Source organism: Bradyrhizobium sp. 521_C7_N1_3, assembly GCF_052075975.1.
In the GTDB taxonomy this organism is placed as follows: domain Bacteria; phylum Pseudomonadota; class Alphaproteobacteria; order Rhizobiales; family Xanthobacteraceae; genus Bradyrhizobium; species Bradyrhizobium japonicum.
In genome coordinates, this window is sequence record NZ_CP197232.1 from 2,205,372 (window position 1) to 2,219,338 (window position 13,967).

Sequence of the window (13,967 nt, forward strand, 5' to 3'; positions counted from 1 at the left end):
TTTGTGCGCAAGGGTCAGTGCTGGGCTTTGGAGGAGACACTGAACGCAGCTGCGCCAATTTCGTGAGGTCAACCCCAGCCTCCGTTATCCCCACACAACGAGGACGAGTGAACGATCATGTACAAGCTCGGCGCTTTCATGCTTGCGCTGCTGGGTCAGCAGGGATTGGCAGCCGCGCAGGCTCCGGCCGACAACATTGCAAAGCCGCTGCTGGTGCCGTCCGATTACGAGCGAGCGCTAACGATCGGCGCTCAATATAACCAGCTCACTGTCAATATGCCCGACGTTCCGTTCTGGCTCGCAGAGGGCGAAGCGTTCGTCTACCGACGGACGACTCAAGGCAAGCACCAGTTCATGCAGGTCGATGCTGCCACTGGCGGAAAGCAGCCGGCTTTTGATCATACCCGCCTCGCGGCGGCGCTGGCCAGGGCAAGCCTCGAGAACTATAAGGCCGACAATCTGCCGTTCGACCGTTTCGAGCTGGCCGACGATGCTCGCATGATCACCTTCAACATCGACAACACCCGGTGGACATGCGACCTCGTAAGCTATGGCTGCACAGCCAATGCCATGCACCCGGACGTCCATCAACAGATGGGCTATGACCCCACTCCGCCCGCGGAGAACGATCCGGAGAACACAAGCATATCCCCTGACGGCAAATGGTTGGCCTATACTACAAAATACAATATCTTCCTGCGCAGCGAGGACGGCTTGCAGGACATCCCTTTGACCTGGGACGGATCGGAAGGCAACTACTATGCTTTCTCGACGCTAAGATGGTCTCCAGATTCGCGTCACCTCGCGGCTTACCGCATCCGTCCAGGCCACAAACGTCAGATCCACTACATCGAATCGTCCCCGACGGACGAGCTTCAACCTAGATATTCGACGATGACGTATCCGAAGCCGGGTGATGCCTTGCCGCTGCTCCAGCCGGTGCTGTTTGACATCATCATGCAGAGCAAGATTGAAATCGACAATGCTTCCTTTCCAAATCCCTACCACCTTTCGCCGATCAAGTGGTGGAAGGATGGTCGCGGGTTCACCTTCGAGTATAATCAGCGCGGGCACCAACTCTATCGACTTGTCGAGGTGGAAGCTGCTGCGGGTAAGGTGCGCTCTCTGATTGATGAGCGCAGCATTACCTTCATCGATTACCAGCCTCTGGTGATGGACCAGCAGAACACTGGAAAGTTCTTCCGCTACGACGTTGAGGACGGAAAGGAGATCATCTGGGCGTCCGAGCGCGATGGATACGAGCATCTGTACCTCTTCGATGGCCGAACCGGCGAGCTCAAAAACCAGATCACTAGAGGAGATTGGGTGGTTCGCGCGGTCTACTACGTCGATCCGGTCAAGCGCCAGATTTGGTTTGGTGCGAGCGGGAGGGACAAAGGGGAAGATCCCTATTTTGTCCATGCTTACCGTGTCGACTTCGATGGGAACGGACTGACCGCGCTCACTCCTGAACCGGCCAACCATCACATTGAGTTTTCGCCTAACGGCCGCTACTATGTCGACCTGTGGTCACGCATCGATGTCCCGCCGCGCTTGGCGCTGTATCGCGCCAGTGATAATGCCGAGCTGATGCAGGTTGAGAGCGCCGATATCTCGGAACTCATCGCCTCCGGCTGGCAGCCGCCCCTCAGCTTCCATGCCAAGGGCCGGGACGGCGAGACCGATATATGGGGGGTTATTCACAAGCCCCTCAACTTCGATCGAAACAAGAGATACCCGGTGGTGGAAAACATCTATGCCGGCCCTACGGGTTCTTTCGTTCCGAAGTCGTTCTCGGCCTTGGTTGAGCCGCTCACCCAAATGGGGTTTATCGTCGTTCAGATCGATGGAATGGGTACGAACAATCGCTCGCGCGCGTTCCACGACATTGCCTGGAAGAATTTAAAGGACGCCGGCTTTCCCGATCGGATTCTATGGCATAAGGCGGCGAGCGCGAAGTATTCATGGTACGATATTTCGAACGTCGGCATTTTTGGCGGGTCCGCCGGCGGGCAGAACGCGGTGAGCGCGCTGCTCTTCCATTCTGATTTTTACAAGGTGGCGGTGGCTAACAGCGGCTGTTACGACAACCGGATGGACAAGATATGGTGGAATGAACAGTGGATGGGTTGGCCGGTTGGTATCGAATATTCGCTGTCCTCCGCCATCGACAACGCCCACAGACTACAGGGTAAGTTGATGCTCGTTGTCGGCGAAATGGACCGCAATGTCGATCCGTCCTCTACCTTCCAGATGGCTGATCGGCTCATCAAGGCAGGAAAATACTTCGACATGCTTGTGGTACCCAGTGCAGATCACGGAGCGCCCGGCAATTATAGCGAGCTCAAGCTTCTGGACTTCTTCGTTCGCAATATTCTTGGGCAGATACCACCTAACTGGAACGCCCTACCGATTGAGCTGCTGAAACCCAATTAAGGGCCATGATTGCGCGAAGAGCTATCATCATTTAGGTCCAACGCCGTGGCGACTCGAACGAGCGCCCTCCGATTTCGCTTGTCTCTCAGCATTAGTAAGCAAAAGCACAGTCATCTATGACTCTTTGGGAGTTTTGGGACAGGCGCTGAACCTCCTCCGAATGAGTGGACACCTGTAGTAGGCTCATTGAGCCCGGAGGTGTCGAATGGAACGTCAACGTCGGTCATTTACCGAGGAGTACAAGCGCCAGGCCGTCGAGTTGGTGGTGTCCAGCCGTCGCACGGTCACGTCGGTGGCCAAGGAGCTCGGTCTGCGCGACTCGGTGCTGCGGCGCTGGGTCGACAAGCTCCGGCAGGAGCCGGCATCGGCGAGGTGGCGCCCCACCACGCAGGTGACGCCGATGTCGGCGGACCAGGCTTCGGAGATCGCCCGGCTGCGCCAGGAGACCGAACGAGCGCGACATTTTAAAAAACTGTCCAGAGCCGTTGCACGCTGCGCGGGTTAGAAACAGCCTTGTGCTATTCTCTGCGGCCGGGAGGGCAGCGGCCGTCAGCTTATTGGAGGCGCAATAGCTTCTTCCATACCTTGAAGACCGAACTCGTTCATCATCGCAACTACAAGACCCGCGCCGACGCCCAGCGTGATATCTTCGCCTTCATCGAGGGCTTCTATAACCGAACAAGGCTCCATTCCGCCGTGGGATATATCGCCCCGATCGAGATGGAGCTAAACGTCGCCTAAACCCGTCTAATTTTTTGGGGGAAGATCATACGGGACATTCACCGTTCAGCTGTTGCTGCCGCTAGCACCCCTGCCGGTTAAAACTCGACGGCGTTCTCAACATCGAACCAAGCATTGGGCCGAGGCTCGTCAGCTTCTCGGAAGCTAGCGCCCCATTCTGAGATCTCTGGACACTTGACCAACGCAATGCCTTCGAAGCGGCTCTTGGCTCGGCCGGTAAATTGCAAAGGTGAGTGTCGATTTCGCCGGGCTGTTGTTTTCGAGCGCGTCAATCAGCTTCTCGAACTGAACCCTCCGTAGCTCGCGCGGAGGATCCGAGCTTAGCTCGGAGGTTGAGAAACCTCTACGTTCTCCAATGAGCGTGGTGAGTCGATCGTTAATAAGCCGAATTGGGCTGAACTGGACAGTTGAGCGTTGGCCAGAGTGAGAGCAGGAAGAGGGACAAAAGGTCTCTGAGCCAAGCCAGGACACGGCGGAGGTTGTGGCCAACGGCCGAGAGGAGAACGTTAGCGGCATCTCCGGCGCGGCCTTTGAGATAGCAGCGGCCAAGGTGACCTTCGTTCTTCATGTGTCCGATGATGGGCCCGATGGCGGAACGGCGGCGTAGCTCGCGCTTGATGACGCCGAAGACGCCGCGCTTCTGGCCCGAGATGAAGACGCGGCGGGGATTTTGTGTGTCGTGGCCGCGATATCCCTTGTCGACATAGGCCCGTTCGATCGGGCAGCCGGTGAGGCTCTCGGTGCGCTCGATGACGTTGCGAAGGGTGTGACCGTCGTAGGGGTTGTCCGGCAGCGAGCAGGCGTGGAGCACGAACAAGCCGCCCGGAGCTCTTTGGTTGTTGGTGACGATGGAGGCCTTCACGCCGAACTCATAGGGCGCGGCGGCCTTGCCCTTGCCGATGCACTCGACCTCCGGAGCATGGAAGGAATACAACTTCCAGCCGCGCTGGCGCTGCTGCTGCGAGCCGATCTGGGTGGCTCGGCTCAGCGGCAGGGCGAATGCCTCCTCCAGTGCGGCCTGGCCCTCGGTCTTGCGGCGAATGTCGCGGATGATCCGGCCCAGCCGGCTGCGCAGGGTGCGCAGCTGTCGCTGATGCCGGTTGAATTGTTTGGCATGAGCGTAGCGGCCCGCCATCATCGCCGCGCTTTTGGCCACGCGAACATAGGATTGCCGGAGCCTGACCCCGTGCTTCCTCGCCAGGCGGTTCAACCCGCGGATCGCTGCATGCAGCAGCTTGGCGTCGGTCGGGAAGCTGATGGCCTTCGGTTGGACGGTCGTGTCGACCGTGACCCGCTTGAGGTCCTGGCTGCGCAACGCACCGCTCGCGTGCGCCACGCGAAGGCTCTCGGCCAACAACCGCTCCAGCTTGTCGCCGAGCCGCTTGCGCCAGTGGCTCAGGTCTGAGCGCTCATGCGGGAAAACGTGCTGGAAAAACTCTTCGCCGGTGAAGAACTGGAAGTACGGATCGTGGACCCAGCGCTCGCACACCCCCTCATCGGACAGGCCGTAGATGTGCTTGAGCAGCAGCAATCCGATCATGAAGCGGGTCGCGATACCCGGCCTGCCGTTGTCGCTGTAGAGCGGCGCGATCTCGCCGTCGATCCAGTCCCAATCGACCCTGCCGGCGAGCAGAACCAGCTCGTGTCGCATGTTGATGATCTGGTCCAGCCGGGACCGGAACAGATCGTTCGAGCCTGTCGTCCTGTGCTTCTTTGGTCGCATCGGTCCCTCCGATGCAGCACAGAATCACGGTTCGCAGCGGCAGGGAAATCCAAAATCGAAATTGCAGGTTTTTGCTGTGAAGCCCCAATCCCCTGCAATCTCAAATGCCGCCGCAACCGGAAAACAGACTCTCAATCAAGTGCTTGGAGGCTTGTTCACGGACAACTGGTGAGGATCAGAACAATCGAGCCATGGAACCTGACAGGCACTCCAAATCCAGCGTTGACCAGCCCGACGAGAAGCTTCGCGGCCGAGCGAGGCCCTGACCCTACGCGTCGGCATAGCAATCGTGGACCGGTTCATCATATCGTTTTACAGCTTAAGGGAGATGCAGTGAATCGTGAGGGGCTCTATTCTTCGATGTCCGCCGGATAAATTTGGAAATGCGGCAAATGATGATCGAGGACGATAAGGGGATTCGCCCCGGCATCGAAACGATGCGCGGGTTGCCTGCATTTTATGATGGTGCAGTCGTGACGACATCGTCGCTCACGAATGTAAGTCTATGTGTCGATCTGGACGCGGCGAAGCAGTTGGATCGATTACAGCCGATGATCGAACCGATAAACTACACGACGCTTTGGCAGCTGCAACCTGTGTCAAACAGTTGAAGTTCGATGCGGTTTCTCCTTTTCGCCCGATGAAGTAGTCTACGAAAATCGAGCGATGCAGTTCGTAGCGCATATTTAAGCTATCTAATGCGGAACGAACGCCGCATAAACTTCATCGGCTCCACTAGGGTTGGCGCGATTATCGCCGCCGCTTCGGCCAAATATCTCAAACCATATATGTTGGAGCTTTGGGCTCGACGCCGTTGATTGTGCTCAACGACGCGGGCGAAAAAAATGACAAGGCTGGCGCGAGCGCCAAGCAAAGGAGACAGGCGAGGGGTGTGGCCCTGCGAAGTGCACACCGCAGTTTTCCTTATTCGCGCGGGAGGGCCACTGGCGTGGAGCGTCGGTCGAGATAGCCACCAGGGAACGCAGTCAGGGGAAGGATTGGCGTATATGGATGCCATAACGCGAGCCCAACCAGCCGCGCGTCAAGCCGTACGATCAGTTTGCGGGCGATCATGTTAGCTATCGCCTCATCAATCTCGCCCTGCATTACATTCGCCGCGCCCGGCCGATCGCACAGGCGAGTTTCAGGCGAGCCTTCGTCCGCGGCCAGAAGAATTTCTCGCTCGAGGCCTCTGACGCGGTGTTCGCGCTCGATTGCTATGGCTCGCGTGTCCTCGACTATGATTTCGTCGCCGTTGTCCTGCATCGACAGCATAGAGAAAGTCGGCCCCCTCCAGGCTTTCAGCCAGGCATCGATGCCCTTGGCGACGGCATTTAGCCCCGGGCGGTTTTCGTCGCGCGGTGTGAAATGGCCGCCGACATCGTGGTCTTCGCTGTCTTCGAAGTAGTATACCTGTTCCGAGAGATCGCGCTCCGACAGCGGATACACGTAGCGATAGGGGGCGGCCGGGAGCAGCTTCAGTCCATGTTTCTCAGCTGTGTAATGATAGGGGCTGTAGCGCTGGTATCGCAAGCGTACCGCAGGTCCCGGCTGCAGATGATGCAGCAACGGCAACCAAGAGGCCATTTCCGCATACCATGCATCACACTCGCCGGGAAAGCCCCACAATAAACTCCAACTGACCCGCACGCCGTACTGACGGCACCACTTCAACAGCTGAACATTGTGCGCTGAGGTCGTTCCTTTGCGCATCAGCTTCAAAACACGAGTATCCAGGCTCTCAATACCCGGTTGAATCCAGCGGACGCCGGCGGCAGCCAGCTTTTCCACTTCGTGGCGCTTCAGGTTGGCTTTGACCTCAAAGAAGATCGCGAGCTTCTCGGGTAGCGCGGTGAGGTGAGGGAGCGCCTTTTCAAGGTAGTCAATGGCCATAATATTGTCTACAGCTTCGATGCGCGACGAGCCGTAGCGCGCCGACATCTCAATCATCTCCGCTGCGGCCTGCCCCGCGGGCTTCTGGCGGTAGGTCATCGATCCGCCGTTCAGCCCGCAAAACAGGCAATGACTGCGCTCGCCCCACCAGCAGCCGCGAGAGAACTCCATCGGCAGCCCAGCATGGATGCGGTCGGCGTAGAGCGACGCCTCAACCTCCGCAAAATAGTCCGAGAAATCCGGCAGCGGCAGGTCACGCATGTTCTCGATCACGGCGCGGGGCACTAAGTCGCGCGTCGACGCCGCGGGATAGCCGGCCTCGCGATGCGTCGGGCCGAAAACGCCAAATGGCAGGTCAGCAGGCGGGATGTCTCTGCCGCGATTTAGGATGTCCCAACACAGCGGGCCGATCAGTGCGTCGGCCTCGCCCGACACGACATAGTCGACCCATGGGAAACGCGCGTGAGTGCTGCGCCCCATTACCGACTCGCAGTTCGCTCCACCCATGAGGGTGACAAGATCAAGTGAGCGCTCGCTCAGCCGGCGCAGCAACGCGAGCGAGGGGACATGCTGGGTGAAGGTCGAGCTGCACCCGACCATAGCCGGCCGCTTCGCCAATATCTTGTCAGCCGTCCAGTCGATAAACCCGCCGATGAGCGAGCGCAGCCTAAGGAAATTCGCGCGACGCTCGGCCATACCTTTGCCTGCGTGTATCGGGTTGCGCTCGAAATAGAGGTCGAGGAAGGCGTTTTGTTCGGGTTCGAAGCCGGGAAAAGCAATGCCCGCGAACAGCCAATCAACCAGTGCCTCCTCTGGCGGGCAATTCTCAAGAGGTCCATAGTCGGCGATGCCTATGTATTCTAGAAACCAGATGTTGGCATATGCTATGGTGGATTGCAGTCCAGCCTGGGTCAGCGCTGATTTCAGCAGACCAAGCGCCAGTGACGGCCTTTCGACTGCCGACACAGGCATGTTGACTAGGACGATTGGCACAGCGATACTCATAATCATTCCACGTTATTCATGATGTGCGCACAGGTGCGTTCGCCATGCCATAGTCTCATGCGCCGGACGGCAAAGTGAATTCTGCGCGACTCCTGACCGGAGCCGTGAACATGAAGTCGCTAATTCGGCTAGTGGGCAGCCCGCTTCGAGCCACGATTTCCGCGTCACGTTCGTTGCCCGGCGACTGGACGGCATGAGCAAGCAGAGAGTGCTGGAGCCGAACGGGGAATAATTGCCTGCACGCGGCTCCGCTCTGGTATTTAGCGGCGCCACCCTCGAGTGAGACTCGCTGTTTTTCATCATTGATGAACGGACTGACGTGTCATTCACATGGACCTATCAAAGTTTCAGGCGCGTCGTCGTCCGCTAGCAGGGATCACCGCCAGTGCAAGTTGCAGTGGCGCGCCACGAAAAGCCACGACCTCTCCGGAACCAGCGGCACCGTCGTCTGGCAGAACCATTTGATTGACCACTGGGCGGGGCAAGCCATTCTCGACTTAACCGCGTGCGTCCCAGTCGTGCACCGCTGATGCCCGAAATGAGGGCTTGGCTCGAAGCCGCAAGCGCGGAACCCCGCTGGTCTTCTTTTGTCACGCCGGTTGTGCACGCCACGAAGCCAGGGACCGTGGATGCGGAGCGGCATGTCATCGCGCTCAGCACTGCTGGATGGTGGGATGCTGCTGTCGCTTGAGGCTAAGTAGTGCCTCAATGCGAATCGGCACAATCTGCACCCGTATGGGAGGACGCGTGTTTGACTCCTTCGATGCGCCTCGTCGTCCAGTCACCGGTCTGCCAGATGAAGCAGTCGTCGAGGTCTTCTTCGATCAGCCCGGTCATGTACAACTGATCGAGCAAGTCGGCGACCCCAAGGAGGGTTGTTCCGTCAGCTGCGACCCGAATAACCAGCTCCGACATTGTGCAGTTGCCGTCCGCGATCAAAGGGCCAACGGAAATCGGGGCGATGTCGTCGAGCACGCGGTGTTCCATGTTGCGTGAGCGAAGATGAAAGCACCGGTTCCCTGCCTTATATTGCAGGTCCCTGCGGAAGCGGATCGGCAGGTCATGGGCTGGGCTCTCGAGCATATACTGTTCGATCATGCTCTGCAGCCCGCCCCGGAAACCGTCAGGCGTGCTGAAGAAGCGTTCACCCAGAATGCGGGTACCCGAGAGGCCAGCGATCGCTACCCGGCACCGGCGTCACCAGTCGTAAACGCCCCTGCCGCATATTTACGAGGAAGCCGGAAACGCAGGCGATCGTCGTGTGATTGCGTTCCAGAAAGGCGATTGCACCGTCCTTGTTAGCGCCCCTGCGCTTCTCCTTCCGCTCGCGCGCGCGCCCGACCATGGCCTTTGCTGTCTGCGCCTCCTTGCCCTGCAGGATGAGTTCGACTCCTAGCAACTCCTCAGGCGAAAAGGCCGTGTGAATCTGATTAAGATGGGCCCTGCTCAGCACGGAGAAACGATTCGTCGTCGTGCGATATAGATTGAAGAGCCCGAGCACGTGCCTGGTGAGTGCCGGATCCTTGAGTGGGGCTGCGGTTGTTGTTTGCGGTAACGCGCCCGTAATCTGATAGTAGTCGAACAGAAAGCGATCGTAGTGTGGGTTGTCCATAGGATCTGTGGCCCAGTAGCAGAAGCCCGTGCGGACTGCAGAACCAAACATTTCGCTCGCGACACCAACCACGCCCCGCCAAAGCGCTGCATGCTCTTTGCTATGTCGTAATAGCCTGTAAAGCGATCGGCCGAGAGGCCACAGAACCAACAACCGACGCTGCAGCCTTCGCTTAGCTCGAAAGCGATTATGGGGTGCGTGAGCGACGCCGCCGACACGCCCAATTGGTCATTGCAGCGCCGGATTTGCCGCTCGCGCCAAGCATGAAAGCGAGGATTGATCGTCGACATCTCGCCTTCGTCGCGCAAGAGGTCGCGATGACGCATCATCTCGCGGAGATACTCATCCCACATCACAGCCAGCGGCCACGGCGCAGACTCCGGCTTGAAGCGGTATTGTTGGTAGCCACCGCGCCAGAGCGGCAGCACCTCCATTGGATCCACATTGATGCCGTACCGCTCTGTTACCGCTCGAGGGGTGGCGATTGCCTCCGCAAGCGCCCTGCGGAACTCCTCGTCACCGACTAACCGCTCCATGAAGCGTTTGAGATGCGATAGCGTGCGCAGTTGCTCCGGGGTACGCCGGTCAAAAATCTGTCGGTAGTGCTCGGCGGCAGCGTGTGTCATTGACGAAGCTTACTTCATGTTTTCATCGCACTTCATCGCACTTCATCGCCTCCTCGAGCAACCACCCGATGCGGTCAGAGCGAAGGCATGTCAGACCTCGGCCACGACCGCTACAATAACAACCACAACAACTGCAACGGGCTCAACTGCTGTGGCGTGGTCAGAGGCCGCTTCCGCGGCTTGCGCGCCGCTCGTGGCCACCTCTGCAAGGGCCTGAACAGCGCCGGTCGAGATCGTATCACTCGAATTAAAAGTGCCACCGGCGAGCGGTTTAGTCGTCAACTTCTGTCGAGCTCGAATGCAACTTTTAGCTTCATCAGGTGTGAAGCTGTAGCCGAGGCTCTTTCCGATCGCGACAATCGATGCAAGGCCGGTAGCAATTGGTTTTACGCGTTCAAGCAGACCACCGTCGTTCCCCAGATCGTTGACGAATCGCTCTACGTCAGTTCGCGACACAGCCAGTCTCCGTGCCTTTGCTCAAAGTCGCCAAATCATCCATCTCGGGCTCACAAGCGATTGGTGCCGACGCCGTTAACAGGGCAAGAGGCGTGCCGAATTGAAGATTGCTGATTTTTCGTTTTTCTGACCCTGCGTATCGTCCACTTGGTGACACTTTGTTGCCGAACTGACAATCGGCCCGCTACGCGGGACGAGGTTTTCGTTGACAGTATCCAAACGGAGCAGGTTCTTCACGGCTGCGCCACAACGACGGAGGCAATCCGTCGAACAATACAAAATAGTCAAGAGAGCCTGGGGGCGCTGTCCAAGCGTTATGGATCAATCCGAAGACCGTCGCAAAATGGAAGAAGCGCGGTTCGGTGGCCGATCTTCCGACCGGCCCGAGAGAGCCAAAATCCACCAGTTTGTCGCTTGAGAAGGAGGCCATCATCGTCGCCTTTTGCAAGCATGCGCTGCTGCCGCTGGATGACTATGACTGCCTTTATGCTCTCCAGGCGACAATCCCGCATCTGACACGCTCATCGCTTTATCGCTGTCTTCAGCGCCATGGCATCTCACGGCTTCCGACGTGGAGGATGGCAAGGGCGTAAGGCGCAAGTTCAAAAGCTATCTCGGATACTTCCACATCGACATCGCCGAGGTTCGCACCGCGATGGGAGGGCTTTATCTCTTCGTCGCAATCGATCGAACCTCGAAGTGCGCCTTCACCGAGTTGCACGAAAAGCCACGAGTGACACAGCCGACTTCTTGCGGAACTTGATCAAGGCAGTCCCTTACAAGATCCACACCGTTCTGACGGACAACGGCACCCACTCACCGACCCAAGCGGTGGGAGTTGGACTGTGGCCGATATCAAAGCCATGATCGAACGAAAGCAACCATTTTGGGCTCATGCCTTCGAGGTGGCCTGCGCCCGCAATGATATCGATCGTTGCCTGACCAAGCCTAAGCATCCCTGGACCAACGGCCAGGTCGAGCGGATGAACCGCACCATCAAGGAGGCCACAGTCAAGCGCTTCCACTACGACACGCATGACGAGTTGCGCAGCCACCTCGCCGACTTCGTCCGCGCCTACAACTTCGCTCGCCGGCTGAAGACCCTGAAGGGCCTCACGCCCTACGAATACATCTGCAAATGCTGGACTTCCCAGCCAGAACGATTCAAACTTAATCCGCTCCAGCAAATGCCGGGACTAAACACCTAGTTTGGAAACGCAGTCGCTGTTGGAGCTTGCATACGGACGGCGCGGGCCGCTCGCCGTCGAAGGAGAGCGGCAATCGCCGTTCTTGAACCGGGCCCGTTTCTTGAGCCGCTGGTTGGCTGCTTTCGGGCAACGCTCCCTGTTGCTGATCGCGCTGCTGCTCCTCTGGTAGGCAGCTTCCAGGTTTGGTTTGGTAGATCCGGTCTTCCTGCCACCGTTCACGGAGGTCATCGTACGCTTGCGCAAACCGGCGATCATTCACTACTCTTGAGCACAGCCAGCGAATTCACACGGCGCTTTGCGCCATCAGCAATCGATATGGCCATCTTCTCCGGAAATCCTTTTGGAAGCGCATTCAGCACCTGATCTATGGCCTTTGCGGCTGTATCGCCGAGCTGCTGGATGACAACCTTGACTGTTTTGTCGGGTAGACCGCAGCTTTTCGCAGTCTGCACGAAATGTCGGCCGAGAACCGTGTGGACGATGTAATGCCGGTTGCTGCCGATCGCCATGGCCAGCTTCATTTGGTTTTGGCTGATCTGTCCAGCGTCCAAGCTCGGTTGGGTCGAAATGATGTCGTAAAGCGGTGCAAGATGAAAACGACCGCCCGGCGCCAAATGAATGCTAAAATTCTTCGCGTGGCCATCGGTGGCGGCAAGCAGCCAGAACACGATCTGCGCCTTGAAGAAAATGGCCTGGTCGTCCTCAGGCGTATCGCTGCCCTTGAGGAAATCCGAGATTTTGCGGATGCCGGGTCCGCCATCGGATTCATACTTTCGCGCGGGTGGAACGGACAGCGCCTGGCAGCAGTCTTCCTGCGGCAGCCGCAACAGGCGGCCGTCGCGCGTCCAGATGCGATCGAACCGCTCAACTGCGAGCACGCGGCGCCCGGCGAAATCGATGATGCTTGATTTGGCGACAGGCAAGCCGAGTGCCGCAACCAGCTCAAGGCACAGATGCTCGTTTTCAACGCTGCCGGTCAGGTCGATTCCGTTCGGCAACTTCCCGATCTGCGGCTTGATAATGTGCGTAGTTGCGGTCGTGCCATGAGGCACGTGCCACTTGTCTTTCCAGTAAAGCAGCGCTGTCTTTTCCTGCGCGCCCGCGAGAGAAATGCGGAAGTCCTGGTCGGGGCCGATGCCGAGCGGATTGCTGGCAAGGTTGCCGAGAATGGCGGCGATCTCCTGATCGCTAGCGGCGCGGCCATCAATGGCGCCGGCGCCCCCGGGTGCGGCACTGTCGGGAAGGAATTGCAGCGCCCCGATGCAATCGCGGCCGATGGCGGAGAGCAGGCTGTAAGCATCGGCGCCATCAGCATGCGCGCGTTCGGCGACGCGTCGGCGGATGTCGTCATTATCGGGCAGAAGATTGTCAAAAACAGCGACGACGGGATCGCCGATATAACGATCCTCCCGCAATGGCAGCGACACGGAAACGGGGATGGCATTTTCCCACGCGAGCCACTGCTTGTCATACTGGAAATCGATTGCGCCACTGCTCTCGCGCCGCAGCCGCCCGACCAGCCGTGCGTTGAGGTAGACGTTGAGCGGCGCACGGGCAGGGCGACGCGCCATCAGAACAGATCCTCAATCGCTTCAGCCGTCAATTTGGTGCGCGGCCGGATGACCAGCTCGAGGTCGAGCGCGGCCAGCGCATCCATCAAGATGCGCAGCTGCGTTGCAGGTTCACCGGCCTCCAGCTTCGAGACCGTCGCTTGACGCGCATGCATCTTCTCACCGAGGTCCCCCTGGGTGAGCTTCTTCTGCCGCCGGTAGCGCCTGATCCCGGCGCCGATTTGCTGGGGGGTGCGGGCAATCGTATCCATAAAGGCATGATACGCAAACGCGTATAATTTGTCAATATACGCGACCGCGAATATCTACAGATCATACGCTTTCGCGTATACTAGGCATATTGAAATTACTAAAAAGCTAAAGCTGATGATCGATGTAGAGCTGGGCTCGAATCTGCCGGTGGGCGAGAGAGCCTCCTCGACATGTCGAACGTTCGTATCACTATCGTGCCAAGCAACTCCTTGTATCCATTTTGCCGCAATAGTAACAACAACAAATTCAATGACTTGAGGCCGGATTGTTCCCGATCTGAGACCGGACACTAGCTCCGATCGGACCTTTGGAGTCTCGACAGCGATTGAGCTGGAAAGCTATATTAGAACATACTAAGAACTGATCTTCCGGTTGTGTTTTCAAGACCCACTCTCACTAACATTTTGCCCGGCAGGCCGTGCATTTAGTGCCGCCAACTCAGGA

The 13,967-nt window shown here is 58.2% G+C and carries 11 protein-coding genes and 2 pseudogenes; 6 read left to right on the plus strand and 7 right to left on the minus strand.

Annotation, left to right across the window (positions count from 1 at the left end; all coding sequences use genetic code 11):
* Window positions 1-117: 117 nt before the first annotated feature.
* The 3 genes from AB7008_RS10010 to AB7008_RS10020 all read left to right on the plus strand — a co-directional run bounded on the left by AB7008_RS10010 (window position 118) and on the right by AB7008_RS10020 (window position 3,177).
* Complete coding sequence (locus AB7008_RS10010; RefSeq protein WP_014497844.1) at window positions 118-2,436, plus strand: S9 family peptidase; 2,319 nt, start codon at window positions 118-120, stop codon at window positions 2,434-2,436.
* A 205-nt stretch (window positions 2,437-2,641) separates the two neighbouring features.
* Window positions 2,642-2,941, plus strand: a complete 300-nt coding sequence (locus AB7008_RS10015; RefSeq protein WP_011084772.1) for a transposase — start codon at window positions 2,642-2,644, stop codon at window positions 2,939-2,941.
* An 8-nt stretch (window positions 2,942-2,949) separates the two neighbouring features.
* On the plus strand, window positions 2,950-3,177 hold the full coding sequence (locus tag AB7008_RS10020) for an IS3 family transposase (protein WP_370091571.1): 228 nt from the start codon (window positions 2,950-2,952) through the stop codon (window positions 3,175-3,177).
* A gap of 376 nt (window positions 3,178-3,553) precedes the next feature.
* Here the strand turns inward: AB7008_RS10020 and AB7008_RS10025 are convergent, their stop codons facing one another.
* Window positions 3,554-4,900 (minus strand): IS5 family transposase, encoded by a 1,347-nt coding sequence (locus AB7008_RS10025; RefSeq protein ID WP_071916452.1) that lies wholly within the window; start codon window positions 4,898-4,900, stop codon window positions 3,554-3,556.
* Window positions 4,901-5,292: 392 nt separating this feature from the next.
* Here AB7008_RS10025 and AB7008_RS10030 point away from each other — a divergent pair, with 392 nt between their 5' ends.
* On the plus strand, window positions 5,293-5,511 hold the full coding sequence (locus AB7008_RS10030; RefSeq protein ID WP_223153707.1) for a hypothetical protein: 219 nt from the start codon (window positions 5,293-5,295) through the stop codon (window positions 5,509-5,511).
* A gap of 99 nt (window positions 5,512-5,610) precedes the next feature.
* A pseudogene (locus AB7008_RS10035) lies at window positions 5,611-5,735 on the plus strand (aldehyde dehydrogenase family protein); the annotation flags it as partial.
* Window positions 5,736-5,824: 89 nt separating this feature from the next.
* Here AB7008_RS10035 and AB7008_RS10040 read toward each other — a convergent pair.
* The 4 genes from AB7008_RS10040 to AB7008_RS10055 form a co-directional block, all read right to left on the minus strand.
* Window positions 5,825-7,804 carry a RiPP maturation radical SAM C-methyltransferase gene (locus AB7008_RS10040; RefSeq protein ID WP_011084777.1) on the minus strand — a complete coding sequence of 660 codons (1,980 nt, stop codon included), beginning with the start codon at window positions 7,802-7,804 and terminating at the stop codon, window positions 5,825-5,827.
* 699 nt (window positions 7,805-8,503) lie between these two features.
* Window positions 8,504-8,896, minus strand: coding sequence for a hypothetical protein (locus AB7008_RS10045; RefSeq protein ID WP_011084778.1), 393 nt, complete (start codon window positions 8,894-8,896; stop codon window positions 8,504-8,506).
* Between the two features lie 46 nt (window positions 8,897-8,942).
* Window positions 8,943-9,410 carry a hypothetical protein gene (locus AB7008_RS10050; protein WP_028143999.1) on the minus strand — a complete coding sequence of 156 codons (468 nt, stop codon included), beginning with the start codon at window positions 9,408-9,410 and terminating at the stop codon, window positions 8,943-8,945.
* Window positions 9,411-10,126: 716 nt separating this feature from the next.
* Entirely contained in the window at window positions 10,127-10,492 is a 366-nt protein-coding gene (locus AB7008_RS10055) for a Nif11-like leader peptide family natural product precursor (protein ID WP_011084781.1), read from the minus strand.
* Window positions 10,493-10,705: 213 nt separating this feature from the next.
* On the opposite strand from AB7008_RS10055, the pseudogene AB7008_RS10060 reads away from it, so the two are divergent.
* Window positions 10,706-11,700, plus strand: a pseudogene (locus AB7008_RS10060) (IS481 family transposase).
* Window positions 11,701-11,951: 251 nt separating this feature from the next.
* Here AB7008_RS10060 and AB7008_RS10065 read toward each other — a convergent pair.
* Together AB7008_RS10065 and AB7008_RS10070 are read right to left on the minus strand one after the other, a co-directional pair.
* On the minus strand, window positions 11,952-13,271 hold the full coding sequence (locus AB7008_RS10065) for a type II toxin-antitoxin system HipA family toxin (protein WP_011084785.1): 1,320 nt from the start codon (window positions 13,269-13,271) through the stop codon (window positions 11,952-11,954).
* A complete protein-coding gene (locus AB7008_RS10070) occupies window positions 13,271-13,522 on the minus strand; it encodes a helix-turn-helix domain-containing protein (RefSeq protein ID WP_011084786.1) in 252 nt (83 codons plus the stop codon). Before AB7008_RS10070 ends, AB7008_RS10065 begins: the two co-directional genes overlap by 1 nt.
* Between the last annotated feature and the right edge of the window lie 445 nt (window positions 13,523-13,967).

Bases quoted from the DNA above. Each gene is read 5' to 3' on its own strand.
- AB7008_RS10015 (WP_011084772.1), top strand. From the start codon at position 2,642: ATGGAACGTCAACGTCGGTCATTTACCGAGGAGTACAAGCGCCAGGCC.
- AB7008_RS10070 (WP_011084786.1), bottom strand. From the start codon at position 13,522: ATGGATACGATTGCCCGCACCCCCCAGCAAATCGGCGCCGGGATCAGG.
- AB7008_RS10050 (WP_028143999.1), bottom strand. From the start codon at position 9,410: ATGGACAACCCACACTACGATCGCTTTCTGTTCGACTACTATCAGATT.
- AB7008_RS10045 (WP_011084778.1), bottom strand. From the start codon at position 8,896: ATGATCGAACAGTATATGCTCGAGAGCCCAGCCCATGACCTGCCGATC.
- AB7008_RS10065 (WP_011084785.1), bottom strand. From the start codon at position 13,271: ATGGCGCGTCGCCCTGCCCGTGCGCCGCTCAACGTCTACCTCAACGCA.
- AB7008_RS10010 (WP_014497844.1), top strand. From the start codon at position 118: ATGTACAAGCTCGGCGCTTTCATGCTTGCGCTGCTGGGTCAGCAGGGA.
- AB7008_RS10025 (WP_071916452.1), bottom strand. From the start codon at position 4,900: ATGCGACCAAAGAAGCACAGGACGACAGGCTCGAACGATCTGTTCCGG.
- AB7008_RS10040 (WP_011084777.1), bottom strand. From the start codon at position 7,804: ATGATTATGAGTATCGCTGTGCCAATCGTCCTAGTCAACATGCCTGTG.
- AB7008_RS10030 (WP_223153707.1), top strand. From the start codon at position 5,293: ATGATGATCGAGGACGATAAGGGGATTCGCCCCGGCATCGAAACGATG.